Annotated in this window: 25 protein-coding genes; 16 read left to right on the top strand and 9 right to left on the bottom strand. The window is 38.9% G+C overall.

Features of this window, described 5'->3' with window-relative positions; translation table 11 throughout:
• Positions 1-20: 20 nt before the first annotated feature.
• A complete protein-coding gene (locus FCR2A7T_RS09185; RefSeq protein WP_023571006.1) occupies positions 21-794 on the top strand; it encodes a dienelactone hydrolase family protein in 774 nt (257 codons plus the stop codon).
• Here FCR2A7T_RS09185 and FCR2A7T_RS09180 read toward each other — a convergent pair whose 3' ends face one another.
• Together FCR2A7T_RS09180 and FCR2A7T_RS09175 are read right to left on the bottom strand one after the other, a co-directional pair.
• Positions 795-1,769 carry a Na/Pi cotransporter family protein gene (locus FCR2A7T_RS09180; RefSeq protein WP_023571005.1) on the bottom strand — a complete coding sequence of 325 codons (975 nt, stop codon included), beginning with the start codon at positions 1,767-1,769 and terminating at the stop codon, positions 795-797.
• A 139-nt stretch (positions 1,770-1,908) separates the two neighbouring features.
• A complete protein-coding gene (locus tag FCR2A7T_RS09175; RefSeq protein ID WP_023571004.1) occupies positions 1,909-2,334 on the bottom strand; it encodes a VOC family protein in 426 nt (141 codons plus the stop codon).
• Positions 2,335-2,543: 209 nt separating this feature from the next.
• Between FCR2A7T_RS09175 and FCR2A7T_RS09170 the strand changes: the two genes are divergently transcribed.
• Positions 2,544-3,380 (top strand): DUF5602 domain-containing protein, encoded by an 837-nt coding sequence (locus tag FCR2A7T_RS09170; protein WP_023571003.1) that lies wholly within the window; start codon positions 2,544-2,546, stop codon positions 3,378-3,380.
• A 25-nt stretch (positions 3,381-3,405) separates the two neighbouring features.
• Entirely contained in the window at positions 3,406-4,233 is an 828-nt protein-coding gene (locus FCR2A7T_RS09165) for a hypothetical protein (RefSeq protein ID WP_023571002.1), read from the top strand.
• A gap of 46 nt (positions 4,234-4,279) precedes the next feature.
• On the opposite strand, the gene FCR2A7T_RS09160 is transcribed toward FCR2A7T_RS09165, so the two are convergent.
• On the bottom strand, positions 4,280-4,732 hold the full coding sequence (locus tag FCR2A7T_RS09160) for a tRNA (cytidine(34)-2'-O)-methyltransferase (RefSeq protein WP_023571001.1): 453 nt from the start codon (positions 4,730-4,732) through the stop codon (positions 4,280-4,282).
• Positions 4,733-4,734: 2 nt separating this feature from the next.
• The gene (locus FCR2A7T_RS09155) at positions 4,735-5,310 is read right to left on the bottom strand and encodes a pseudouridine synthase (RefSeq protein WP_035118008.1); all 576 of its coding nucleotides are present in this window, start codon (positions 5,308-5,310) and stop codon (positions 4,735-4,737) included.
• Positions 5,311-5,403: 93 nt separating this feature from the next.
• On the opposite strand from FCR2A7T_RS09155, the gene FCR2A7T_RS09150 reads away from it, so the two are divergent.
• The 5 genes from FCR2A7T_RS09150 to FCR2A7T_RS09130 all read left to right on the top strand — a co-directional run bounded on the left by FCR2A7T_RS09150 (position 5,404) and on the right by FCR2A7T_RS09130 (position 9,060).
• The gene (locus tag FCR2A7T_RS09150; RefSeq protein ID WP_023570999.1) at positions 5,404-5,826 is read left to right on the top strand and encodes an SRPBCC family protein; all 423 of its coding nucleotides are present in this window, start codon (positions 5,404-5,406) and stop codon (positions 5,824-5,826) included.
• An 18-nt stretch (positions 5,827-5,844) separates the two neighbouring features.
• Entirely contained in the window at positions 5,845-6,252 is a 408-nt protein-coding gene (locus FCR2A7T_RS09145) for a VOC family protein (protein WP_023570998.1), read from the top strand.
• Between the two features lie 23 nt (positions 6,253-6,275).
• Positions 6,276-7,115, top strand: a complete 840-nt coding sequence (locus FCR2A7T_RS09140; protein WP_023570997.1) for a VOC family protein — start codon at positions 6,276-6,278, stop codon at positions 7,113-7,115.
• Between the two features lie 141 nt (positions 7,116-7,256).
• Positions 7,257-8,681: a sensor histidine kinase gene (locus tag FCR2A7T_RS09135; protein ID WP_023570996.1), complete on the top strand. Its 1,425-nt coding sequence runs from the start codon at positions 7,257-7,259 to the stop codon at positions 8,679-8,681.
• The gene (locus FCR2A7T_RS09130; protein ID WP_035118006.1) at positions 8,671-9,060 is read left to right on the top strand and encodes a response regulator; all 390 of its coding nucleotides are present in this window, start codon (positions 8,671-8,673) and stop codon (positions 9,058-9,060) included. Before FCR2A7T_RS09135 ends, FCR2A7T_RS09130 begins: the two co-directional genes overlap by 11 nt.
• 13 nt (positions 9,061-9,073) lie before the next feature.
• Here FCR2A7T_RS09130 and FCR2A7T_RS09125 read toward each other — a convergent pair whose 3' ends face one another.
• The 5 genes from FCR2A7T_RS09125 to FCR2A7T_RS09105 all read right to left on the bottom strand — a co-directional run bounded on the left by FCR2A7T_RS09125 (position 9,074) and on the right by FCR2A7T_RS09105 (position 15,117).
• Positions 9,074-11,263: a multicopper oxidase domain-containing protein gene (locus FCR2A7T_RS09125; protein WP_023570994.1), complete on the bottom strand. Its 2,190-nt coding sequence runs from the start codon at positions 11,261-11,263 to the stop codon at positions 9,074-9,076.
• Between the two features lie 6 nt (positions 11,264-11,269).
• Positions 11,270-11,740, bottom strand: coding sequence for a DUF3347 domain-containing protein (locus tag FCR2A7T_RS14790; protein ID WP_023570993.1), 471 nt, complete (start codon positions 11,738-11,740; stop codon positions 11,270-11,272).
• Between the two features lie 2 nt (positions 11,741-11,742).
• Complete coding sequence (locus FCR2A7T_RS09115) at positions 11,743-11,964, bottom strand: heavy-metal-associated domain-containing protein (RefSeq protein WP_023570992.1); 222 nt, start codon at positions 11,962-11,964, stop codon at positions 11,743-11,745.
• A gap of 96 nt (positions 11,965-12,060) precedes the next feature.
• Positions 12,061-14,475, bottom strand: a complete 2,415-nt coding sequence (locus FCR2A7T_RS09110; RefSeq protein WP_023570991.1) for a heavy metal translocating P-type ATPase — start codon at positions 14,473-14,475, stop codon at positions 12,061-12,063.
• An 81-nt stretch (positions 14,476-14,556) separates the two neighbouring features.
• A complete protein-coding gene (locus FCR2A7T_RS09105) occupies positions 14,557-15,117 on the bottom strand; it encodes a helix-turn-helix domain-containing protein (protein WP_035118004.1) in 561 nt (186 codons plus the stop codon).
• Between the two features lie 680 nt (positions 15,118-15,797).
• Here FCR2A7T_RS09105 and FCR2A7T_RS09100 point away from each other — a divergent pair.
• The 8 genes from FCR2A7T_RS09100 to FCR2A7T_RS09065 all read left to right on the top strand — a co-directional run bounded on the left by FCR2A7T_RS09100 (position 15,798) and on the right by FCR2A7T_RS09065 (position 24,440).
• Positions 15,798-17,165 carry an RCC1 domain-containing protein gene (locus FCR2A7T_RS09100; protein WP_051369541.1) on the top strand — a complete coding sequence of 456 codons (1,368 nt, stop codon included), beginning with the start codon at positions 15,798-15,800 and terminating at the stop codon, positions 17,163-17,165.
• 32 nt (positions 17,166-17,197) lie between these two features.
• The gene (locus FCR2A7T_RS09095; RefSeq protein ID WP_035118002.1) at positions 17,198-18,373 is read left to right on the top strand and encodes an MFS transporter; all 1,176 of its coding nucleotides are present in this window, start codon (positions 17,198-17,200) and stop codon (positions 18,371-18,373) included.
• A gap of 1 nt (position 18,374) precedes the next feature.
• Positions 18,375-18,761, top strand: a complete 387-nt coding sequence (locus FCR2A7T_RS09090) for a ribosomal maturation YjgA family protein (protein WP_023570987.1) — start codon at positions 18,375-18,377, stop codon at positions 18,759-18,761.
• Positions 18,762-18,892: 131 nt separating this feature from the next.
• Positions 18,893-20,263 (top strand): DNA recombination protein RmuC, encoded by a 1,371-nt coding sequence (gene rmuC, locus FCR2A7T_RS09085; RefSeq protein ID WP_023570986.1) that lies wholly within the window; start codon positions 18,893-18,895, stop codon positions 20,261-20,263.
• Between the two features lie 6 nt (positions 20,264-20,269).
• Positions 20,270-20,635, top strand: coding sequence for a hypothetical protein (locus FCR2A7T_RS09080; RefSeq protein WP_023570985.1), 366 nt, complete (start codon positions 20,270-20,272; stop codon positions 20,633-20,635).
• A gap of 5 nt (positions 20,636-20,640) precedes the next feature.
• Positions 20,641-21,183, top strand: coding sequence for an acyl-CoA thioesterase (locus tag FCR2A7T_RS09075; protein WP_023570984.1), 543 nt, complete (start codon positions 20,641-20,643; stop codon positions 21,181-21,183).
• Between the two features lie 96 nt (positions 21,184-21,279).
• Positions 21,280-22,392, top strand: a complete 1,113-nt coding sequence (locus tag FCR2A7T_RS09070; protein ID WP_023570983.1) for a hypothetical protein — start codon at positions 21,280-21,282, stop codon at positions 22,390-22,392.
• A 35-nt stretch (positions 22,393-22,427) separates the two neighbouring features.
• Entirely contained in the window at positions 22,428-24,440 is a 2,013-nt protein-coding gene (locus FCR2A7T_RS09065) for an FG-GAP-like repeat-containing protein (protein WP_023570982.1), read from the top strand.
• Positions 24,441-24,486 lie beyond the last annotated feature (46 nt).

Below are 24,486 nucleotides of genomic sequence, written 5' to 3'. Positions count from 1 at the left end.
AGCTTCAAAAAAATAAGGTTATGAAATCGAATTATTTTTTCACTTTACTTATCAGCAGTTTAACCATTATAACTGCACAATCCCAATTAAAACCGGTTGTTTATAATGACGGTACTCAAAAACTGGAAGGGCTTGCTATACAGCCTAAAAAAGCAACTCCAAAAAAAGCCGGTGTTTTAGTATTGCCTGCCTGGATGGGAATTGATGCACATTCCAAAGAAAGCGCTCAGGAACTATCAAAATTAGGCTATTATGTTTTTGTAGCCGATATTTACGGTTTAGAGAATCGTCCGAAAAATACTCAGGAAGCGGGACAAAAAGCAGGTTATTTTAAAAACAATTACAAAGAATATCAGAAACGCATTCAACTCGCTTTAGATCAATTGATAAAAACGGGAGCCAACCCAAATGAAATTGCGGTAATCGGATATTGTTTTGGCGGCAGTGGCACATTAGAAGCCGCCCGAGCCAATTTCAAGGTAAAAGGCGTGGTTTCTTTTCACGGTGGTTTAGGACGCGATGCTGCAAGAACTATTGAACCAATACAACCTAAAATTCTGGTACTTCACGGCGCCGATGATTTTTACATTCCGGACACAGAAATCAAGGCTTTTCAGGATGAAATGCGAACCGCCAAAGCCGATTGGCAAATGGTATATTATGCCGATGCGGTTCATGCTTTCACTCACAAAGATGCCGGAAACGATAAGAGCAAAGGCGTAGCTTATAATGAAAAAGCCGACAAACGTTCTTGGAGAGCGATGAAGGATTTCTTCGAAGAGTTGTTCCGATAATTATTCTTCCAGTTCGGGAATTTTTTCTTTCAAATCGGAAGTAACTTTTTCCGGAATCAGTTTATTGAGTAATTTTTCAAAAACCGGAAGAAACCAAACAAACACCAAAACACCTAAAAAATTAAACAGAAAATGAGCATTGGCTAGGATTCTTTCTAGAGGAACTGCTCCACTCACCCATTCTACAAAATACACAAAAGGAAGAAACAGCAGTAAACAGATAACAATTGAGGTAAAATTGAAAATCAGATGAAACAATCCGGTTTTAATTCCTTGTCGATTACCGCGTATGGTGGCCAATAATGTATCACTGCAGGTTCCTAACTCTGCTCCCAGCATAATTGCGATTCCGCCAACCAGAGTTAAAGCGCCTTTTTTCACCAAAAGGATCGCCATACCCACTGTAGCAGAAGACGACTGAATAATAAGTGTTATAAATGCTCCTGTAATCGAACCTGTAATCGGATTATCCATAGCCGCCATCCATTCATGAAAAACAGGATTTTCTTTTAAAGGCGCAATAGCATTTTCCATGATAAACAAACCGAAAAACAACATTCCGAAATAAATAAAGAGCTGTCCGTATCGCTTGTGATGTTCTTTCTGCATAATCAAAAGCAGTGTCATCCCGATGACCAAAAGGACAGGCGAATACTGGGCAACGTCCAAAGCAATAATCTGACTGCTGATAGTGGTACCTATATTGGCTCCCATTACAATTCCCATCGCCTGACGAAAAGTAAGCAATCCTGAATTTACCAGGACAATCGTTATGATAATCACTACGGAAGAAGAATCTAAAATAATGGTAATCAAAGTACCGGTGAGAATTGCCGTAAATGTGTTTTTGGTAAATCGTAAAAGCCATTTTTTTGGTTTCTTGGCAGTAACGCTCCGAATAACATCAGAAAGACTGGTTACCGCATAGAGAAAAAGGACCAAACCTCCCAAGAGGGTTAAAACGATTTCACTCATGGCTTTCAACTTTAAAATTGAAATCACCACTAAGTTACTGATTTACAATTAAATTAAAGCAATCAAAAGGTTACGATAAGGTTAATTAAAATAAAAAAGCCCCGAAAAATCGAGGCTCAATTATTATCTAAAACGCAGATTATTTCTGTTCGTAATCGTAGTTGACCATCCAGTTGATGCCGAATTTATCCGTAAACATACCGAACAATGCGCCCCAGAAGGTTTTATCCAAAGGCATGGTTACTTTTCCGCCAGCTGAAAGTCCGTCAAAAATTCGTTTGGCTTCTTCTTCACTGTCGGTATTAATCGAAACGGAGAAATTGTCCCCAAATTTCGGAACTCCGCCAAAACCTTCCACTGCGTCACTTCCCATCAAAACAGTATTTCCGATAGGTAATGAAATGTGCATGATTTTGTTTTTTTCCGATTCGGCAATCGGATATTCTGACGGCATGTCACTAAATTTTCCCGCATAAGGAAATTCACCGCCAAAAACGGATTTATAAAAATTAAACGCTTCTTCACAAGTTCCGTTAAACGTAAGATAAGGATGTACTGATGCCATATATTTTTTGATTGGTTATTACACAAATATAAAAGAAAAAAGTGGTTTCATAATGTTTCTTATCGGGGCTGTTATTTCAATCTAAAATTGTCACATATTTATTTTAAATCGTTAAAAATCAAATACTTATATTTTATCCGTAAATTTGTATACTAAAATTTCCAAAAACATTTTTCCTGTACAGAGAGTATTAATTTAAATTTTAAATTATGAAAAAAAAATTCTTAGTAGGAAAAATTATTCTTTTGATTTTGACATTTGCTTTAGTTTCCTGTGAAAAAGAAGAATTTACTGAAGCTGGCAATAACAAAACGTACAATGAAGAAGTAAAAGCAGATTCAAAAGGCAATCTCGTTACTGTTTTTAAAGGTCGTGAAGTCAGACTTGGTGAAGGAATGGTACGAAGTTGGATCAGTGTGGATGCAAATGGGTATCCTAGAGAAATTGGGGTGGAATTTACTCCTGAGGCTTTAAAAGGATTACCGTTGAATTCCGGACACGAAAACACTATAGTTCTGCCTTTACATCTCAAAGCCAGAGAACTCACTCCGTTTGACCATATTGGTCTTAATTGGAATCCCACCGGCCATGATCCGCAAGGTGTTTTTACAGTTCCTCATTTCGATGTTCATTTTTACATGATATCGGTTGCAGAACGTAACGCTATTCCCGAATGGTCTCTTAATTCAGATGCTGCATTTAACAATTATCCCGCAAAAGGACACATGCCCATGGATTATATTACCCTTCCGGGTGCCATAGGTGCTGAACCTCAAATGGGCAAACACTGGCTTCCTTCAAATTTAGGAGCTTATCTCCCATTTTCAAAAATAATGATATTGGGAACATATGACGGTCAATTTATCTTTGTTGAACCAATGGTAACATTACAAACCCTAAACAATATCAGAGCTAGTATGGAATTTCCTTATTCACAACCTGATTTTTTTGATGTTCCGGGCAATTATCCAACGAGATACAATATCTATTTAGATCCGAAAACTCAAAATCGCTATATCACTCTGAGCGAATTTGTACCCCGTTAACAATTAAAAACTTAAAAAAACACTTATGAAAAAAAGTAACCATTTAGGAAAAGTTCTCATAGTCGGACTTTTATTTATATTTTTTTCATGTGACAAAGAAGAATATGTAAACGAAGATTCCGGCAGTAGTGGTGCTGCCTCTCAAACAACTAAAGAAAGCAGTAGTGTCAATGTTATTTACGGTCCTGAAATTCCGTTAGGCAATGGTTTTGCTCAATCATGGATTCGTGTAAACAACTATCAAATGCCTTTGGAAATTGGTGTTGAAATGACACCCGGCGTTATTAATGATCTCCCTGATAATACCGACTTCAATAAGTCGTCCATCATTACGTTACCAAAAATTGCTACGGAAATTACGGCATTCAATCATATTGGAATAAACTGGATTCCGGAGCGTTACTCTGATATTGAAAGTTTCAAAAAAGGACATTTCGACTTTCATTTTTACACGATTTCCTTAGCCGAAAGAATGCAAATACCGGAATGGTCTGAGGAACTGGATTCAAAATTCAGCAACTATCCGCAAAAAAATTACATGCCGGTAGATTATGCTCCGTTACTGAAAGGAGTTGGTTCGTATGCCCAAACTGGCCGCTATTGGCTTCCTGGAAATGCAGATAATTATTTACCACTCGCACACACCCTTGCATTGGGTACTTTTAACGGTAAATTTGTTTTCATCAGTCCGATTGTAACATTAGAATTTCTTAAATCCGGAAAAGTGATAAACAGCTCTTTTTCGCAACCTCTTAATTATCCGATTAACCGATTGTTTCCAAGAGAATACAATATTTACATTGCCAAAAACGGAAATTATACGGTTTCACTCGGAAATTTTATCCACCGATAATACTAAACCTGTAGAAGAACACCGTGCTTTTACAGGTTTATTTATTTTATTTCAGCATAATTTGACGTTTCGCTTCCCCAACCACAAATGCAACCGAATTGGCGATATTGTAACTTCTGATTTTATCCGACATTGGTATGGTCAAATGATTTTCGAATTGTTGCAATACTTCCTGACTCAATCCAACGCTTTCTTTTCCGAAAACCAACCAGTCACCATCCTGAAAATCAGCTTCAAGATAGGATTTTTCGGCATGGGAACTCATCAGAAAAACACGTGACAAATCCGGAATTTGAGCTTTCCATTCGGCTACATTCTGATACTGATGCCAATCCAGATGCACCCAATAATCCAAACCGGAGCGCTTCAGGTTTTTATCCGTAATCTCAAAACCAAAGGGATGAATCAGGTGCAAACGACTTTCCGTTCCTACGCACAATCGTCCTATATTTCCGGTGTTATTTGGGATTTCCGGTTCCACTAAAACAATGTTTATCATCTTTAAATATCGTCTGTTTGAAAATCGGGCACTTCTAAAACTTCTCCTGCTTTCAAATTCTGTAAAGTAATTGTTCCGACTCTAATACGCACCAATCGTAAGGTAGGCAATCCAACGGCAGCCGTCATTTTACGCACCTGACGAAATTTTCCTTCCGTTAGCGTAATGGAAAGCCAACTGGTGGGACCATGTCGCGCATCACGAATGCGTCTGCCTTCACCGATGCAATCCGGTAAATCAGTAACAATTCGCGCCTCGCATTTTTTTGTAGTATAACGAATCCCTTTAAAACCAATCTCCACTCCGTTTTTTAATTGTGCTATGGCTTCTTCGGTAACCAAACCGTCAACTTGGGCAAAATACTCTTTTTCAACAGTTTTACTGCGCACAATTTCACTCATCATGCCGTCTGTGGTTAGCAGTAACAATCCTTCCGAATCTTCATCAAGACGCCCGATAGCCATCGTTCCTTCCGGAAAAGCATGCAATTCGCCCAACAGTTTCTTATGCCGTTTCTTTTCATAAATAAACTGACTTAAATATCCATGGGGTTTATGAAGAAGAAAGTGCCTGTGCATTATTAATTTTTTGGTAAAAATACATTTTATGTTTTATCGCTTGGCAAAAGTATCGTAATTTTATGACACTTGTTTCACCCGATAAAAGACGTTATGGCGACACAAAAACAACCGATAACCGTAACGACTACGGTAAAAGCTCCAATTGAAAAAGTCTGGAAATACTGGACCTGTCCGGAGCATATCACGCAATGGAACAATGCTTCAGATGACTGGTTTACGCCACACGCAAACAACGATTTACGTCCGGAAGGCAAATTCAATTTCAGAATGGAAGCCCGGGACGGCAGTTTCGGATTTGATTTTGAAGGCATTTACATCGCTGTAAAAGAGCACGAAAGGATAGAATATTCAATTATCGACGGACGGAAAGTGAATATTCATTTTGAATCGGATGGTTCACAGACAACGGTCACCGAAACCTTTGAAGCAGAAAACGAAAATTCGACGGAACTGCAGCAAAAAGGCTGGCAATCCATTTTAGACAATTTCAAAAAATACACGGAATCCAACTAACGACTCAATCAGACCACTATGAAATCACAGATTTTTATCAATCTCCCGGTAAAAGACCTCCCGAAATCCATGGCTTTTTATACTGAAATTGGGTTTACTAACAATCCTCAGTTTACCGATGAAACCGCAGCCTGTATGGTTTTTAGCGACGAGATTTATGTAATGTTGTTGACGTATAATCGTTTTAGGGATTTTATCCGAAAAGAAATTGCCAATACCCATAAAACGACAGCCGTTATCAATTCTTTATCACTCGAAAGTGTTGCAAAAATGAATGAAATGGCAGACAAAGCGCTGGCCGCAGGAGGTACAGAACCGACCGAACCAAAAGATTACGGTTTCATGCAACAAAGAAGTTTTGAAGATCCGGATGGACATTTTTGGGAAGTTTTTTATATGGATGTCAGTCAATTTCCCAAACAATAAACCAACCGCTTAGAAATCTGAAAATGAAAAATCCAATCTATCCCTGTCTTTGGTTTAACGGAAAAGCCAAAGCCGCCGCCGAATTTTACTGTTCGGTATTTGAACATGTGAAAATTACTGCCGAAAACCCGATGGTTGTCACATTTGAAGCTTCCGGGCAAAAATTCATGTGTTTGAATGGCGGACCACAATTTCAAATGAATCCGTCGATTTCTTTTTTTGTAGTTTGTGAAACCGAATCGGAAATAGACACTGCCTGGGATAAATTAGTTGAAGACGGAATGGTGTTAATGGCTAAAGACAACTATCCGTGGAGTGAAAAATACGGTTGGGTTCAGGACAAATTTGGCGTTAACTGGCAATTGTCGTATGGAAAATTGGCTGATGTGGGGCAAAAATTTACACCCACTCTGATGTTTACCGAAAAAGTGCACGGTAAAGCGGAAAAAGCCATTCATTTTTACACTTCACTATTTAAAAATTCGGAAATTGTAGGTATTCTGCGATATTCGGAAGACGATCATGATGTAAAAGGCACAATTAAGCATGCGCAATTTCAGTTAAACAAAAATGTGTTTATGGCCATGGACAGTGGTTTGGCAAAAGGCTTCACTTTCAATGAAGCCCTTTCGTTTGTGGTAGAATGTGAAAATCAGGAAGAAATTGATTATTTCTGGGACAAACTCACCCAAGGTGGTGAAGAAAGCAATTGCGGCTGGCTAAAAGACCGATACGGAGTATCCTGGCAAATTGTTCCGGAAATACTTGGGGAATTGATGAGTGATCCTGAAAAAGCACCAAGAGTAGTCAACGCTTTCCTTCAGATGAAAAAATTCAACATTGATGCTTTATTAAAAGCTTAATTATTGTTTTTCAAACATTTGAAGCTTTGCAAAATAAACCCTACAAACATGTAATCATAAAATTCTTACTATATTTTTTTGTTTTTAAAAAAAACCTTACCTTAGAAAAGATTTTTTCATCTGCTTTTAATTGGAACATTTATGAATAAAAGGGAAATTATTGAGAAATTAAAGCTGCCCAATGTTTTCGTTCTATTATTTATAGTGTTTGTTTCATGCGCCTTACTGATTGTTATTAACTATTATACCATTAGGACATTATCGGTTAACAGAGCCTACATCAGCGGAGAATCGTATTATTCTAAAGGACAGAAAGAAGCTGTTCGGCACCTCATAGCCTATCTTTATACAAAGGATGAAAACCTATGGGCGTCCTTTCAGGAAGAATTAAAAATTCCGAAAGGCGATGCTATTGCCCGAAAAGCAATGCTTAACAATGAAGACCCGAAAATAATCAAACAAGGTTTAAGAGCCGGTGGAAATAATGAGAAGGATTTCGACAATATGATCTGGATGTTTAAAAATTTCCATAACGTTCCTTTTTTCAAAAAAGCAATTGATGAATGGGAAAAAGGAGATCGTTTAATCGAACAACTGCAAGTAATCGGAAATGAAGTACATCAAAAAGTACAATCCACCGGTTTAGATTCGGAAGCGAAAAAAGAAATGCTACTCAGGATAAGCAACCTGAGCGATGTTTTAACAAAAACCGAAAAAAACTACTCCGACAGTCTTAATGAAGGCACACGAAAAATAGAAAGTTATCTTGTGTATACCAATGTTTTTTTCATTTTGATAATCATCTGCAGTGTATCGCTGTACTATTTCATTATGATTAAAAAGCTCATTCTTTCGAAAAAAGAAACGGAAGTTCACAATGAAAATTTAACGATTGCAAACCGTGAATTGGACAAATTTGTGTATAGTGCTTCCCATGATTTACGTTCTCCCATAACGTCTCTGAAAGGACTGATTGAAATTGCGTGGGAAGAAAACAATCCGGAACAGCTCAAAGAATATTTACAACTGATGCACCAAAGCCTGACAAAACAAGATCAATTTATAAGTGATATTATTGATTATTCCAGAAACAAAAGGAAGCAATTATCGATTGAAACTGTAAGCCTCAACAAATTGATTGATGATTGTATAAGTCAGCACCAACACATCAAAAATGCCGAAACCATCAATATTAAAAAAAACATTGCACTCGACGAAATTTCTACCGATTGCCTTCGTTTAAAAATCATCCTCAACAACCTTATTTCAAATGCCATAAAATATTCCGATCCGGAAAAGAAAAAGAAACACATTATCATCAAAGCCTATGAAGATAACGGGTTTTGTAAAATTGAAATTGAAGACAACGGGATTGGAATAAAAGACGAATTCAGCATTAAAATTTTTGAAATGTTTTTTGTTACAAACAACAATATGGGCTCCGGTTTGGGACTTTACATCGCAAAAGAAGCAGCGGAAAATCTCAATGGTAATATTACGGTAACTTCAGAAACCAACGTTGGAAGTACATTTACAGTCACACTCCCCAAATACTATGAAATATAAACTTTTATTAATCGAAGACAATCTTATTGATCAGTTGGTTACCAGTCAGTTATTAAAAAAGAACTTGGGACTGACCGATATAAATATTGCCAACAACGGCCGGGAAGGAATGCTATGGCTGAAGAATTCGGATATAAATTTCAACGAACTCATAATCCTGTTGGATATCCGTATGCCCGAAATGGACGGATTTGAATTCCTGTCGGAGTACGAAAAACTTCCGGAATCGCTTAAACACAAAACCAGAATATTCATGCTTTCTTCTACATTGGATTCGGAAGACATAAAGCGGGCGGAAGACAATAATTATGTTCAGAGTTTGTTAAGCAAACCTTTGCCCGTAAATGAATTTAAAAGAATACTCTTTAGCGATAATTGATTGAAATCTTTCTTTAATACTGCAACGTGATTCCTGCTCCCCACTTCATGTCGCTGTCGTAATGTGTTGAAAGTGCCCAATATTTTGTGAGAATGTATTTTGCCCCTAAAGCCCATTCTTTATCCGTATTCCACATCGCGCGCAACCGCATCCTTTCCGTTAGCGGAATATCGTTGCGCGAGAAAGACAATCTGAATTTTCCATCGGTATCTATTCGGGAATCCGCCACTATAAAAAAGGGCATTGTATACTGCAAACCTAAAGAAACCACACTTCTTTTGTTATGGGTATCGGTCTGATTGAACAAATTGTATTCTGTATTTTTTTCCGGTCTGTACCGAAAATCCCAACCCAAATAAGGCATCAAAAACTGGTTTTTACCTAAAAAACGCCCAAAACGCAGTTCATTTTCATACCCATACTCTTTTTGAAATCCCACATGCCATTCGGTTTGCAGCATCCATCGCGTATTACTGTAACGGATTTCACCATCGCTGCTGTTGCTTTCCAAACCGATTTCGGCTCCTAAATAAAAACGACGGTCGTCGGCATATACTTTTCGCAAGGCTTTTTTTGGGTTACCCAATTCCGGATTTACAGGCGAGTTTTCATAACTGAAAATTTTTCCCATTCCCGACATCATATGATACAGAATATGGCAATGAAAATACCAGTCGCCATAATTTTCCGAAGCATGAAACTCAATCACATTGGTCTCCATCGGCATGATGTCCATTACATTTTTCAAAGGAGAATATTCGCCGTACTGATTGACGATTCTGAAAAAATGACCGTGCAGGTGCATCGGATGACGCATCATCGAATTATTTTTGATAATGATACGGATGTTTTCGCCTTTTTTTATCAGAATCTTGTCCGTTTCTGAAATGGTTTTGTTGTCCATCGTCCAGACATACCGGTTCATGTTTCCGGTTAATTCAAACGTAAATTCGCGAAAAGGGACGTCGGGTAACGTTGATTTGGTTACCGATTGCAACATGTTGTAATTCAAAGTTACCATTTCTTCTTTAGGCATTTCAGCATGATCGTGATGCATTTCTTCAGCACTTTCACTTTTCTCCGCCGATGAACTTCCGGTGATTTCGGGATACATTACGGCATTCATATCCATTTGTTGCAGACTCATGTTCATGCCCATATCGTTCATTTTTCCGCCCACGGTCATCATGTCATTCATCATTTTCATGCCTTCAAAATACTGCAAACGCTCCATCGGTTTCATTGGTACTTTTGCACCTTCTCCCAACCAAAGCGAAACACTTCCCGTCCGGTCTTCTGAAGTGGCTGAAAATTCATAACTCCCCTTTTCGGGAACGGTAATCAGAATATCGTATGATTCGGAAACACCAACAATCAATCGTGTTACAGTAACTGGTTTTACGTCGGCACCGTCACTGGCAACCACTTCCATTTTACCACCGGAAAATTGCAGCCAAAAATAAGTGGAAGCACTTCCATTAATAACGCGCAATCGGATTTTTTCACCGGGTTTCAAATCGGAAACCGCATCGGAAAGTTTGCCGTTTATCAGGAATTTTTCGTAAAACATATCACTTACATCCATCGCCATCATGCGTTTCCATTCGTTTTCCAGTTTGGTGGAAAAATGGCCTTCTTTTATCGCCTGAAGATAATTTTGAGTAGCTCCTTTTCGGATAGCATACCAATCGGTAGCCTGATGTAACGATCGCTCAATCTGATTCGGGTTTTCATCGCTCCAATCGCTTAACAACACCACTTTTTCTTTAACCGCAGATGGTTCTTTTTTATGAATAATAAAAGCGCCGTACATTCCAACCTGTTCTTGTAACATGGTGTGTGAATGGTACCAATACGTTCCGTTTTGCACAATCGGAAAACGATATATTGCTTCAGAATGGGGTTTTACGGGAGCTGTGGTAAGATAAGGCACCCCATCCATTTCGTTGGGCAAAATTAGTCCGTGCCAATGCAAAGACGTTTCGTGATGCAGGTAATTGTACACGTGGATTTCGGCAATATCTCCTTCCGTAAATTCCAGAGTAGGCGCCGGAATCCGACCGTTAATCGCTATTCCTTGTTTTGTTTTCCCGGTAAAATTCACCAACGTGTCTTTTATGTGCAAATCGTAACGTTTAACCGTTTGTCCGATTGCAGCAAAAGAATAACTCGTTAAAAACAAAAGAAGGAACAGCCTTTTCATGATTTCTTAATTGATTGTTTTGGTAACGCTTCCGCAGGTTAGCATTGCTTTTCCGTAATATGGATTTTTCACTTCATTGGCATCGTCCAGCCAGCTGGCTTTTTTCATTGGGCAATACACTACATACAAAGTTTCGCTGCCAAATACTTTTTGATTCGCCAAAACTATCATGGATCCGGATATTTTTTCGAATCGGGTTCTGATATCCTCCACCGATGAAGCTTTACCGGCAACTTCCAGATAGGCCGCTAAAAACCTAAGCTCTTTTTGATATGCCTTCCCTGATGCTTCCGGCAGGAGTTGTTGTACTTCTTTTTGCATTTTTGCAACGGCTTCTTTCGCATCGTTTGCGTTGGAACCCACCAAAGCATCCTCGAGAACCAAATAGTCTTTTAACAATTGATTCCAATCGTTACTTTGTGCCTGAGCAGCTGTCAGTCCGACCCAACTCATCAGAATTAAAAATACTGTTTTCATTTTTATTGGTTTTGTGTTAAAGGTTCGATTTTAAATCCGGCGTTTTTAACCTGTTCCAAAAGTGTTTTTTCGTCCAGATTATCTGCGGGAACAGTCAGAATTTTTTCTTTATTAGCCGTATCAACCTGCCATTGGTTTTCACCCAATAACGGATTTAAAAATGGTGTTACTTTGGCCACACAGCCCGAGCAATTGATATTGGTTTTGAATTGTTTCGTTTTCATTGTCTGATAATTTATTACTTATTTGTGCTACAAATTTCGGAAGTTTTCGTCCTGATGTTGTTATACTATTACTGCCCTGTTTTGTAAAATTTACTGTTATTTTCTGAATTTAAGCCGTAAACTGTTGCTTACCACACTCACCGAACTCATCGCCATGGCTGCACCGGCAATCATAGGGTTGAGTAAAAAACCGTTTATCGGATACAGGACTCCGGCGGCTATCGGTATTCCGATGATGTTATAAATAAAAGCCCAGAACAGATTTTGTTTTATGGTGGCTACGGTTTGTCTGGAGAGTAAAATGGCCTGCGATACTTTCAGTAAATCCGAAGAAATGATGGTCATGTGCGCCACATCCATCGCAATATCAGAACCTTTTCCCATAGCGATACTCACATTGGCCTGAGCCAAAGCCGCGCTGTCGTTTACACCGTCGCCTACCATCGCTACTGTTTTCCCTTCTGATTGCAATGCTTTTACGAAAGACAATTTATCTTCCGGTAAAACTCCGGCTTTGTATCGGCTTACTCCAACCGTTTTGGCTACCGATGCAGCCGTTTGTTCATTATCACCGGTAAGCATAATTACCTCTATGCCTTGTTCTTTCAATTGTCTTACCGCTTCAATCGACGTTTCTTTGATTTTATCGGCAACAGCCAATATCGCTAAAACTTGTTCCGAATCGGAAAAATACAAAAGCGTGTGTGCCAATTGAGAATGATTTGCAATAAAATTGGTAAAATAATTATCGATTGCAACCTGATGGCTGTCTAACAACCGTTTGTTCCCGACAAAATATGTTTTCCCTTCCACTTTCGCTTTCACCCCAAATCCGGTGATGCTTTCGAAATCCGAAACTGTTACCGTCGAAATTCCGGAATAGTTCGCCACAACCGCTTCTGCCAAAGGATGTTCCGATTGCTTTTCGATTGCGAACAAAACTGCCGTAAGGAACGCATTTTCTTCTTTCCACAACGAAGCTGCTACAGATGGTTTTCCTTCAGTAATGGTTCCTGTTTTATCAAAAATAACGGTGTCAACTTTTTGGGCGCGTTCTAAACTTTCAGCATCTTTTATCAGGATTCCTTTTTCGGCACCTTTCCCAACGCCAACCATAATAGCAGTTGGTGTTGCTAAACCTAAAGCACACGGGCAAGCGATGACCAAAACCGTCACCATGGCTAAAAGTCCGTGTGTCAAACCGTTTTCGCCTCCAAAAATAATCCAGACGATTAACGTCACTATCGAAATCAGCAACACAATCGGCACAAAGATTCCGGCAATTTTATCGACCAGTTTTTGTACCGGCGCTTTGCTGCCCTGCGCATTTTGTACCATTTGAATTATCTGGGAAAGCAGTGTTTCGGATCCGACTTTTTCTGCGGAATACTGCAGACTTCCTTTTTGGTTGATGGTTCCGGCAAAAACTTCATCACCGGCATTTTTACTTACCGCAACCGGTTCTCCGGAAATCATGCTTTCGTCGACAAAAGAACTTCCTGAAATTACTTTCCCGTCGACCGCTATTTTTTCTCCGGGTTTTGCCAAAAGAACATCGCCCAGAGTAACCGCACTGATTTTCACTTCTTCCTGTTGCCCTTCTTTGGTTAATCGCGTAACGGTTTTAGGTTGTAAACCCATTAGTTTTTTTATGGCCGAGGCGGTATTTCCTTTGGCGCGTTCTTCCAGCACTTTTCCCAAGAGAATGAAAGTGATTACTACGGTTGCCGCTTCAAAATACACGTGTGCATGCAAACCGCGACTGTGCCAGAACTCCTGATTTAACGTATTAAAAACGCTGAAAACATAAGCAATTCCGGTACTCAACGCGACCAGCGTATCCATATTGGCTTTGCGGTGTTTGGCTTGTTTCCAGGCATTGATAAAGAAATTTTTTCCGAACCAGAACAAAACCGGCGTAGCCAACACCCACATAATTTCGTTGGCAAAAGGCATATTCATGAAAAACATTCCGATAAGAAATACAGGAAGAGTGAACAAGGCGGCTGCTATTGTCCGTTTTTTTAATTGCAGATAGTGTTCGTTCTGACGTTCCTGAATCTCATCTTCCTGATTTTCGGATTCGGCAATAATCAAATCATAACCGATGCTTTGAATTGCTTTTTTAAAATTTTCCGGATGCCCTAACCCCGGAACATATTCGACAGTAGCTGTGGCGTTTGCATAATTCACTGCGGAGGAAATAACGCCTTCCTCAAAAGACAGGATACTTTCTACGCTCACTGCACAAGAAGCACAGGTCATCCCTTCTACAGGATAACTTTTTTTAACGGTAGTGACATTATAGCCCAGATCCCGAATATTTTTTGTGAGTTGTCCTAACTTAAATTGTTTGGAATCGACCTCAATTTTAGCCAATTGGTTGTTGAGTTCTACTTTGTGTGACAAAACGCCATCAGTTTTATTAAGAGCATCATCCACAATCAGTGCACAATGTTCGCTGTGAACGTCTTCAAGCGGAATGGTGAGTATTTTGTTGTTTGTTTCCATGATTTCTTATTATTGATAACACAAAGTTCGGTCAGATCAGCAAAGAAAGCATTATAGGATTCTCACAACGAATTGTAACATTTACAGATGATCTAACGGAATACGTTTTTGCTGTCCGATGGATTTAAAATGAGAAGGGGTTAATCCGGTTACTTTTTTAAACTGATTGCTCAGATAGGCTACACTGCTGTATCCCAATCTTTCTGCGATTTCCTTCAATGAAAGTTCGTCGTATACGATGAGTTCTTTTACTTTTTCAATTTTTTGCAGAATCACATATTTTTCGATTGTCGTCCCTTCCACTTCCGAAAATAAATTACTCAGGTAATTGTATTCGTAGCCCAATTCCCCGGCTAAAAAATCGGACAGGTTCATTTTCAGAAGTTCTTTATCGTGATGAATGAATTGAATGATGCAATTTTTTATGCGCTCAATCAGTTGATGCTTTTTATCATCAATAAGTTCAAAACCAATCGCTTCGAGCTGTTGTGCCATTTTTTCTTTCATTGCATCAGGCAACGGATTCTGAAACTCGATTTCCCCCAAAGTAACATTCTTGTAGGCGAGATTTAAGGATTTCAGAATCGTTTCTACTGCTAATATGCAGCGATGACAAACCATATTTTTAATGTAAACTTTCATTTTTGCTTAATTTCGATAAATTATTTTTATTGGCTTCTTATGTAAAAGACAACTCAAAATAAAAGGTTTTCAAAATAAAAAAAGGAGGCCCGTTAGACCTCCTATCGAAGTTTTGATTCATTACGTCTAATTCAAAATACCTTTCAATGTAGGCAGAACTTACGACTGAATACTCTTTTGCGGTTGTGCTTGGATCTATTCAATAACTAATCGAAACCTCAACTCAAATTTACGAAATATTTCGATACGCTTTAGAAATTATCCTTTTAAAACAAAAAAAGAGGCCTTTTAACAGGCCTCTCTACAGTATTCTGATTTACTATTATCCTTTCACTATTTTAGTTGAAACGACTCTCGAATAGATTCTCTTTTCACGGATGAATAAATTCAAATAACAAATCAAAAACCGTTCAGTAAAGTTACAAATATTTTCAATACAAACAACTAAAAATCAACATTTTACATCAAAAATAATCAAAATAGATTTTTTTAACATATTTTTCATAAAATGTTTTAAACTTAAAGTTAAACACATAAATAATGTTAATTTAATAAAACTTTATTTGTTTTTTCGCTAAATTGTATTTAATTTACCAATATACTATGAGACCGTTTTTTTCAATAAAAAACATCTCATTAAGATGAAGAGGAAGAATTTTTAAATTCAATAAATGCTGCTTATGAAAAAAAAGCTACTTTTTATATCTGTATTCCTGCTCTGGAACACTATTGCAAGCACTCAATGTTGGGAAAAAATATCAGCTAAAAACGGCCAATCCGCAGCAATTAAAGAAGATGGCACGCTATGGACCTGGGGCTTTAACGGCCGGGGACAATTAGGAGATGGCACTACCACTAACCGTAACGCCCCTGTTTTAATCTCTTCAGACACAGATTGGAAAACAGTCTCTTCAGGCTACAGTCATATGGTTGCCATCAAACAGAACAATACGTTATGGTCCTGGGGCGGTAACAACGAAGGACAATTGGGCAACGGAACTGATATTGATTTGTATATCCCCATTCAAATGAATACGGAAACAAATTGGAAAACTGCTTCCGGTGGTGCCAACCACACATTGGCCATTAAAACTGACGGCACTCTATGGGCTTGGGGAAGCAATTCTTATGGAGCACTTGGCGATGGCACAACCATAAACAAAAACCATCCGGTACAAATTGGAACCGACACTGACTGGTTATCCGTAGCCGCAGGCAACAGTAATTCTTTTGCTATTAAAACCAATGGTTCGTTATGGGCGTGGGGAGACAACACCAACGGAAAATTAGGAGACGGTACTATTACATACAGAATCACACCGGTACGAATCGGGACCGACACCGACTGGCTGGAGATTAACGAAGGCTATCTGCATACAACCGGCATTAAACAAAATGGCACTTTATGGGCTTGGGGATGGAATGCCTATGGTCAATTAGGAGATGGCACCTTAACAAATAAAGCTGTTCCAACCCAAATTGGTACTGATTCAGATTGGCAGAATGTTAATGCCGGAGGTTACCATACAGTAGCCATAAAAACCAACGGAACCTTATGGGCTTGGGGATACAACAGCTTTGGTCAATTGGGAAATGGCACAAACACCCACAGCAGCATCCCTGTTTCGGTAGGAACTTCAAGCAATTGGACAGACATTGCCCTATCCTATCAACATACCATTGGCGTGAATTCAAACACCGATTTATGGGCTTGGGGTTACAATACAGACGGCAGATTAGGTATCGGATCCAACAATCACCGAAATATCCCCACTTCGGTTTTCTGCGCAAATTTATCCACCGAAAATTTCAGTCAAAGCAGGCCTTTCATCCTATATCCGAACCCCGCCAGCGATGTAATTTCTATCATTAATTACGAAAACAACACTATTGAAAAAATTACCTTATTTGATACTGTGGGAAAAAAAATCAAAGAGCAAACAGGAAACACTTCACAAATCAACATCCATGACCTTCAAAACGGAATGTATATTGCACACATCGTATCGGAAAAACAAAATCATATTCTTAAGTTTGTAAAACGCTGACTGAAAAGTTTTCCGTAAATACCTGAAAAATCTTGAAATACATTACCCGAACCATTTGGATTCTGTCCATAATTAGTCTTTTTACGGACATAGCAAGTGAAATGCTGTATCCTGTAATGCCTATTTACCTCAAATCAATTGGCTTTTCAATAGTTCTGATCGGAGTATTGGAAGGAATTGCCGAGGCTACTGCCGGATTGAGTAAAGGATATTTCGGTAAACTTTCCGACAATTCAGGCAAGCGTGTTCCTTTTGTTCGGATTGGTTATGCGTTCAGCTCTTTATCAAGACCCATGATGGCTGTTTTTACCTTTCCGGTATGGATTTTTCTGGCTCGAACCATCGATCGTTTTGGCAAAGGCATCCGAACAGGAGCCCGAGACGCCATGCTTTCCGATGAAGCAACGCCGCAAACCAAAGGAAAGATTTTCGGATTCCATCGCTCCATGGATACTTTGGGAGCCGTTTTCGGTCCGGCTTTAGCATTGCTGTATCTGTATTATTATCCTCAGGATTACAAAACACTTTTTTATGTCGCTTTCATTCCCGGCCTTTTCGCTGTCGCCGCATCTTTCTTACTAAAGGACAAAACAAGGGTTTCCGACAAAGAAAAAACAAAGGTTTCTTTTTTTTCCTTTCTGCAGTATTGGAAAGCCAGTCCGACTCCTTACCGCAAATTGGTTGCCGGTTTACTGCTGTTTACATTATTTAACAGTTCGGATGTTTTTCTGCTGCTAAAAGCAAAAGAAAGCGGACTTGACGATGCAATGGTAATCGGGATGTACATTTTTTACAACCTCATCTATGCACTGTTTGCCTTTCCACTTGGAATACTTGCCGATAAAGTAGGACTGAAAACAATTTTCATCTCCGGACTCATTTTATTTGCAAGCGTTTATTTCGGAATGGCCATGAGTGTTAACCAGTATCTCTTCTTTGGTCTTTTTGCTTTATACGGCATCTATTCTGCAGCAACCGAAGGCATTTCAAAAGCATGGATTTCAAACATCACCGACAAAAAAGATACAGCCACTGCTATTGGAACATTTTCAGGATTACAAAGTATCGCTACCATGTTGGCCAGCTCCTTAACCGGAATTATTTGGTTTCGGTTTGGTGCCACAACAGCATTTATTACTACTGCCTGCATAACCGTAATCGTAATCGTTTATTTTATCGGAATACCAAAACCTGACAATACTCATTAAAATGCTGAAATTCAACCCACTTTATTTAGCATTTACTGTTGCCCTTTTTATCACAGAAATCCTAATCGCCTTATTTGTTCATGACCGTTTTATAAGACCCTATTTAGGTGATGTATTGGTTGTTATATTACTTTATTGTTTTGTAAAATCGTTTTTTAACTTAAAGGTGAGAACAGCTGCTTTTTTCGTTTTAGCCTTTGCTTTTACCATAGAATTCCTTCAATTTTTAAATATTGTTGAAAAACTGAATTTAGAAAAGTCAAAACTAGCCAGAACCGTTATAGGAACTTCATTTTCCTGGCTTGATTTGCTGACATACATAATAGGGATTGCCATTGTGTTTGCAGCAGAAAAATATAGACACCAAAACAACGAAAAAACAAAGTAAATCCACACAGCAACAAGGCGTTTTATATAAAACAGTCAATTGATGCAGCGGTTTATTTTCACTACAATAAATCATCACAAAGCCATTTCTTTTTTTTACTACATTTACACTATTAAACAAATCATATATCCATGTCGCAAACCCTTTTAGTATTAGCCGCATTTATCATTGCCTTGGGAATAGGCATTTTCATTGGTAAAATCCTTTTTTCTGCCAAATCACAATCCGAAAAATCCGGGTTGGAAGAACGCATTAACGGCCTTTTATCGCAAATCGAACAACACAAACAACAGTTTCAACTTGAACGTGCTACTTTCGAAAAACAACTCCAACAGTTGCATAACGAAAAAGAAACCATTCGCAATGAAAAAGATGCCTTAGCGATTCAGTTGTCCAAAAAAGAAACCGATTTCGAAAACCTGTGGGAACGAAACAAAGAACAAAAAGAAGAAGTGAACCAGCTTCAGGAGAAATTCACCAAGGAATTCGAAAATCTGGCCAATAAGATTCTGGAAGAAAAAACAAATAAATTCACAGAGCAAAACAAAGAACAACTGAAAAACATCCTGACGCCTTTACAGGACAAAATACAGTTATTTGAAAAGAAAGTTGAAGACACACACAAAGAAAGTATCGATTATCACGCCGCTTTACGTCAGCAGATTTTAGGTTTACGCGAAATGAACGAACAGATGAGTAAAGAAACGCTGAATCTTACCAAAGCATTAAAAGGCGACAGTAAAATGCAGGGCAATTGGGGCGAATTGATTTTAGAACGTGTACTGGAAAAATCGGGCTTGGAGAAAGGCCGTGAATACGAAGTACAGCAAAGTTTCGTTACCGAAGACGGTTCGCGTGTGCAACCCGATGTAGTCATCAATCTTCCGGACGGTAAGAAAATGATTGTCGATTCCAAAGTTTCTTTAACTGCTTATGAGCGTTTCATTAATGAAGAAGACGAAGAAAACAAAACCGCTTTTTTAAAAGAACATGTAAATTCCATCAAACGTCATGTCGAGCAGTTAAGCGGTAAGAACTACCATGATTTATATCAGATTGAAAGTCCGGATTTTGTATTGTTATTTATTCCGATGGAACCGGCATTTGCATTAGCACTAAACGAAGACAACACTTTATACAACAAAGCTTTTGAAAAAAACATCGTAATCGTAACACCATCCACACTATTGGCTACTTTGCGAACCATCGACAGTATGTGGACCAACCAGAAACAACAGGAAAACGCCTATGAAATAGCACGTCAGGCAGGAGCATTATACGATAAATTTGAAGGCTTCGTGTCTGATTTGGTTAAAATTGGCAAAAAAATGGACGAGGCAAAAAGCGAGTACGGCAACGCCATGAACAAATTGGTAGAAGGCAAAGGAAACCTTGTAACCAGTGTGGAAAAACTAAAAAAGATGGGAGCCAAAGCAAAAAAATCCCTACCCGAAAACATTCTTAACCGTGCTCTCGAAAAAGAACATACAACCGAAAATTAACGTTTTATGAAAAAATACCTTTTATTTGGTTTACTGGCATTAGTCTTAATGTTCGTTACCTATTTTGCCTACATCTATTATATTCCTTACAGTGATGGTGTGCGCGCTGGTGAACTAATCAAAATCAGCCGAAAAGGATTTATCGTAAAGACCTGGGAAGGCGAAATGAGCCAAGGAATTTCCGGTGCTCAGATTTTCAGTTTTTCGGTATTGGACAAAGATCAAAACGTTATTGACGACTTGGTAAATTATCAGGGGAAATATGTAAAAGTCACTTATGTGGAACGACTTCGAACGTTTCCATGGTGGGGCGATACAAAATATTTCATAACAGACGTGCAATTGGAAAATTCACCACATTTCAACAAATAGAAACTATGGAAAATTTCAAAAAAGTAAGTGCCTCAAAAATCACTTTATCCGAATTAATGCTGCCGTCGCATTCGAATTTCAGCGGAAAAATTCATGGAGGTTACATTCTTTCCCTTATGGATCAGATTGCGTTTGCCTCGGCGTCTAAATATTCGGGAAAATATTGTGTGACAGCATCTGTGGATACGGTTGATTTTTTAAATCCAATTGAGGTGGGCGAACTTGTAACCCTAAAAGCCTCTGTGAATTACGTTGGAAAAACGTCGATGGTGGTAGGTATTCGAGTGACGTCCGAAAACATACAGACCGGAAAAGTGAAGCATTGCAATTCTTCCTATTTTACCATGGTTGCCAAAGACAATAGCGGAAATTCTGTTCCCGTTCCAACATTGATCCTCTCCAATCCGGAAGAAGTGCGTCGATTTTATGAATCAGTTCGAAGAATGAACAGCAAGAAAGAATACAAAGCAATTGAAAACACTTTTGATTATTCTTCTGCAGAAGCACTCAAAAACCTTGAAGCTTTTAATGTAAAATTAGAATTATAACATTTTTAAAATATTTTATTAATAAACCACAATAACCCATAAAAAAGATAAATTTATTATATATTTGAAAGCATTGACTTAAATTATATAATAAATATGCAACAAAAATACCTACTAAAATTATCAGGTTTCCTTTTAATACTGGCGCTGACAACAATAATAGCCTGCAATACCAATGATGAAACAGAAGAATACACACCTGTTTCACCCGTTGTATTGGACATCACTCAGGTTCCGTACCCAAAACTTTCTGATTATAAGTTCTTTGAAGGAACGTTAAAAAATCAGACCCCTTCCTACAAAGTACTTCCTTACGAACCCGCGAGTCAATTATTCACCGATTACGCACACAAAAAACGTTTCGTATGGATGCCTTCAGGCGTAAAAGCAACTTACGATGGCGATGGAAAGATTTTGAAATTCCCAACAGGAACAGCTTTAATAAAAACATTTTATTACGAAAACGTACAACCGGCAAACACTACTCGCATTATCGAAACCCGTGTGATGATTAAAAAAGGTGTTGACGAAAACCTAAAAGACATCTGGATTTTCGCAAACTATGTTTGGAATAATGACCAAACAGAAGCGTACCTTGATTTGGCCGGCAGTTACTTCCCTATTTCGTGGAAGGATGAAAATGATGTGATAAAATCCTCGAATTACCGCATCCCTTCTGGAACAGAATGTCTTACCTGCCATAAATCAAACGAAAAACCGATTCCAATAGGACCAAAACCTCAAAGTCTGAATTTCAATTACAATTATACCAACGGCTCCACAAATCAATTGGCAAAATGGAAAGAAGAAGGATATTTGGAAAGTTATCCGAGCAATATAGTAAGTACCGTTAATTGGAAAGACACATCTAAGCCTTTGGAAACAAGAGTGCGTTCCTACATAGATGCCAATTGTGCCCATTGCCATGCAACCAACAGCCATTGTGATTACCGACCGATGCGTTTTGCTTTTAGTGAAACTGCCGATCCTACTAATTTGGGAGTATGTGTTGCACCACAGGAAAACATTGATAATTCATTAACCCATATTGTCAACAAAGGAAATGCACAGCGTTCGGTAATGCATTTCAGAATGAGTTCTGTAAATGAAGCCACCAGAATGCCGCTATTGGGAAGAACAATTGTTCATGAAGAAGGATTGCAGCTCATTGAACAATGGATTAACTCCTTAACACCTGCCTGCAACTAAATCATAAAAAACAAACCAACACAAAGCATACGCCTATGAAAAAAATTACCCTACTTATTCTTGGAATTACCTCTTGGGTAACCAACGCACAAAACACTTGTGCCACGGCACTTCCGATAACCGCAGGAAGCCATATTGTAAGTGTAATTGACGGTCCGACTCCCATCACTATCTTATGCGGACCAAATACAACCAATGCAACCCTGAGCGAATGGTATACTTATACCCCAACAAGCAATTACACCGTTACCATAACAACTGATTTAGCCATCAATTCCGGCAAAGACACCCGTTTCAATGTGTATACCGGTGGTTGTGCTGCCTTAAGCTGTGTCTCTGGTGATGACGATGGCGGAATTATCGGGAACGGTTATTTATCCATCGCTACTTTCAATGTTACAGCCGGTACTACCTATTATATTGCTTTTGACAACCGCTGGAATGCTTCCGGATTCACTTTTGATCTGATTGAACAGCCTTTGGTTATTCCGGTAATTTCTTTTTCTTCTCAAACGGTTTCACTCTCGGGTACCTATAACAATTGTGTGGTTGATATGAATGGAGATAATCTGGACGATATCGTTTCGGTAAGCGCAACACAACTACAGATTTTAAAGAAAAACGTAGGTTCACCGGGTTTTACAACTGTAAACATACCCGTTTCCGGAGTTACCAATCTGCCTTCATGGAGCATTGCTGCCGGCGATTACAACAAAGATGGCTTTAATGATTTGCTTTTGGGTGGCGGAAACGGCGCTACCTTTTTACAATCGGCGAGCAGCGGAACTACTTATAATTCGGTGAATTTTGCCCAATACATTTTTTGCCAGCGTTCCAATTTCACGGATATTAACAAAGACGGAAATCTAGATGCTTTTGTTTGTCATGATGTAGATCCAAACGTTTATTTCCTAAACAACGGAAGTGGCATCTTAAACTTCAATCAGGGTGGTTTAGGCGATCATACCGAAGGAGGCAACTACGGTTCTATTTGGGTGGATTATGACAACGATGGTGATTCCGATCTGTTCATCGCAAAATGCAGAGGCGGTGTCACCACGGCCAATATTAACGAACTACACCGCAATAATGGTAACGGAACTTTTACCAATGTAAGTGTCGCCGCAAACATGGCCGATCCGGTTCAGACATGGTCTTCCGCTTGGGGTGATTTCGACAATGATGGCGATATGGACGCGCTTGTAGGAGCCAGTTCCAATGCAAACGGCATGCACAAACTAATGAAAAATAACGGTAACGGAACCTTCACGGACGTAACAGCCGGTTCCGGATACGATACGTTTGCCTCCATGGGAATCGAGCATGTGGCGCATGACTTCAACAACGATGGTTTTGTAGATGTTTTCGGAGCCGGAAACGCAATAATGATTAACAACGGAAACATGACTTTCACCCCGTATTCTGTTGCTCCAACCAACGGGCCAATTGGCGATTTGAATAACGATGGTTTTCTGGACGTTCAAAACGGAAGCACTATTTACTACAACAATCCAAATGCAAATAATTGGATTAAAATTAACCTGAAAGGCATACAAAGCAACAGTAACGGTATTGGTGCCCGCGTCGAAATTTATGGCGCTTGGGGCAAACAAATCAGAGATGTGAGAAGCGGTGATGGTTTTAGAAACATGAGCACCTTAAACACTCATTTCGGACTGGGAACGGAAACACAAATCACCCAAGTGGTAATCATTTGGCCTTCGGGTGTAGTTGACACTATAGTCAACCCTACTTCCAATCAAGCTTTAACCGTTATTGAAGGTAGTACGCTTGCTGTAGCGGAAAACAATTTGGGTAATTTCACCATGTATCCGAATCCTGCAAATGACTTTATCCGATTCAATACCGCAAATCCAAATGAAAAAATAAAAACCGTTACGATTTACGACATAACCGGAAAAATCATCAAAAAAACCAGCGTTCCAGACAACTCGATTTCTGTCCAGGAATTAAAAACCGGCACCTATGTTATCGTTCTTGAAAACGATTTAGGCAAAAAATCTTCCGGTAAAATCATCAAAAATTAAAACTAAAAAAGTCCCGATAAAAATCGGGACTTTTTTTATATCTGAC

The sequence above is a fragment of the Flavobacterium cauense R2A-7 genome (assembly GCF_000498475.1).
GTDB lineage: Bacteria > Bacteroidota > Bacteroidia > Flavobacteriales > Flavobacteriaceae > Flavobacterium > Flavobacterium cauense.
The sequence above is the reverse complement of the archived record's forward strand: the minus strand, read 5'-3'. Positions and strand labels throughout refer to the sequence as shown.

Coding starts and splice junctions, on each gene's coding strand:
- FCR2A7T_RS09065 (WP_023570982.1), top strand. CDS start 22,428: ATGAAAAAAATTACCCTACTTATTCTTGGAATTACCTCTTGGGTAACC.
- FCR2A7T_RS09070 (WP_023570983.1), top strand. CDS start 21,280: ATGCAACAAAAATACCTACTAAAATTATCAGGTTTCCTTTTAATACTG.
- FCR2A7T_RS09170 (WP_023571003.1), top strand. CDS start 2,544: ATGAAAAAAAAATTCTTAGTAGGAAAAATTATTCTTTTGATTTTGACA.
- FCR2A7T_RS09125 (WP_023570994.1), bottom strand. CDS start 11,263: ATGAAAAGGCTGTTCCTTCTTTTGTTTTTAACGAGTTATTCTTTTGCT.
- FCR2A7T_RS09130 (WP_035118006.1), top strand. CDS start 8,671: ATGAAATATAAACTTTTATTAATCGAAGACAATCTTATTGATCAGTTG.
- FCR2A7T_RS09155 (WP_035118008.1), bottom strand. CDS start 5,310: ATGCACAGGCACTTTCTTCTTCATAAACCCCATGGATATTTAAGTCAG.
- FCR2A7T_RS09160 (WP_023571001.1), bottom strand. CDS start 4,732: ATGATAAACATTGTTTTAGTGGAACCGGAAATCCCAAATAACACCGGA.
- FCR2A7T_RS09080 (WP_023570985.1), top strand. CDS start 20,270: ATGAAAAAATACCTTTTATTTGGTTTACTGGCATTAGTCTTAATGTTC.
- FCR2A7T_RS09165 (WP_023571002.1), top strand. CDS start 3,406: ATGAAAAAAAGTAACCATTTAGGAAAAGTTCTCATAGTCGGACTTTTA.
- FCR2A7T_RS09075 (WP_023570984.1), top strand. CDS start 20,641: ATGGAAAATTTCAAAAAAGTAAGTGCCTCAAAAATCACTTTATCCGAA.
- FCR2A7T_RS09180 (WP_023571005.1), bottom strand. CDS start 1,769: ATGAGTGAAATCGTTTTAACCCTCTTGGGAGGTTTGGTCCTTTTTCTC.
- FCR2A7T_RS09105 (WP_035118004.1), bottom strand. CDS start 15,117: ATGAAAGTTTACATTAAAAATATGGTTTGTCATCGCTGCATATTAGCA.
- FCR2A7T_RS09140 (WP_023570997.1), top strand. CDS start 6,276: ATGAAAAATCCAATCTATCCCTGTCTTTGGTTTAACGGAAAAGCCAAA.
- FCR2A7T_RS09115 (WP_023570992.1), bottom strand. CDS start 11,964: ATGAAAACGAAACAATTCAAAACCAATATCAATTGCTCGGGCTGTGTG.
- FCR2A7T_RS09090 (WP_023570987.1), top strand. CDS start 18,375: ATGCTGAAATTCAACCCACTTTATTTAGCATTTACTGTTGCCCTTTTT.
- FCR2A7T_RS09135 (WP_023570996.1), top strand. CDS start 7,257: ATGAATAAAAGGGAAATTATTGAGAAATTAAAGCTGCCCAATGTTTTC.
- FCR2A7T_RS09110 (WP_023570991.1), bottom strand. CDS start 14,475: ATGGAAACAAACAACAAAATACTCACCATTCCGCTTGAAGACGTTCAC.
- rmuC (WP_023570986.1), top strand. CDS start 18,893: ATGTCGCAAACCCTTTTAGTATTAGCCGCATTTATCATTGCCTTGGGA.
- FCR2A7T_RS14790 (WP_023570993.1), bottom strand. CDS start 11,740: ATGAAAACAGTATTTTTAATTCTGATGAGTTGGGTCGGACTGACAGCT.
- FCR2A7T_RS09175 (WP_023571004.1), bottom strand. CDS start 2,334: ATGGCATCAGTACATCCTTATCTTACGTTTAACGGAACTTGTGAAGAA.
- FCR2A7T_RS09150 (WP_023570999.1), top strand. CDS start 5,404: ATGGCGACACAAAAACAACCGATAACCGTAACGACTACGGTAAAAGCT.
- FCR2A7T_RS09100 (WP_051369541.1), top strand. CDS start 15,798: ATGAAAAAAAAGCTACTTTTTATATCTGTATTCCTGCTCTGGAACACT.
- FCR2A7T_RS09145 (WP_023570998.1), top strand. CDS start 5,845: ATGAAATCACAGATTTTTATCAATCTCCCGGTAAAAGACCTCCCGAAA.
- FCR2A7T_RS09185 (WP_023571006.1), top strand. CDS start 21: ATGAAATCGAATTATTTTTTCACTTTACTTATCAGCAGTTTAACCATT.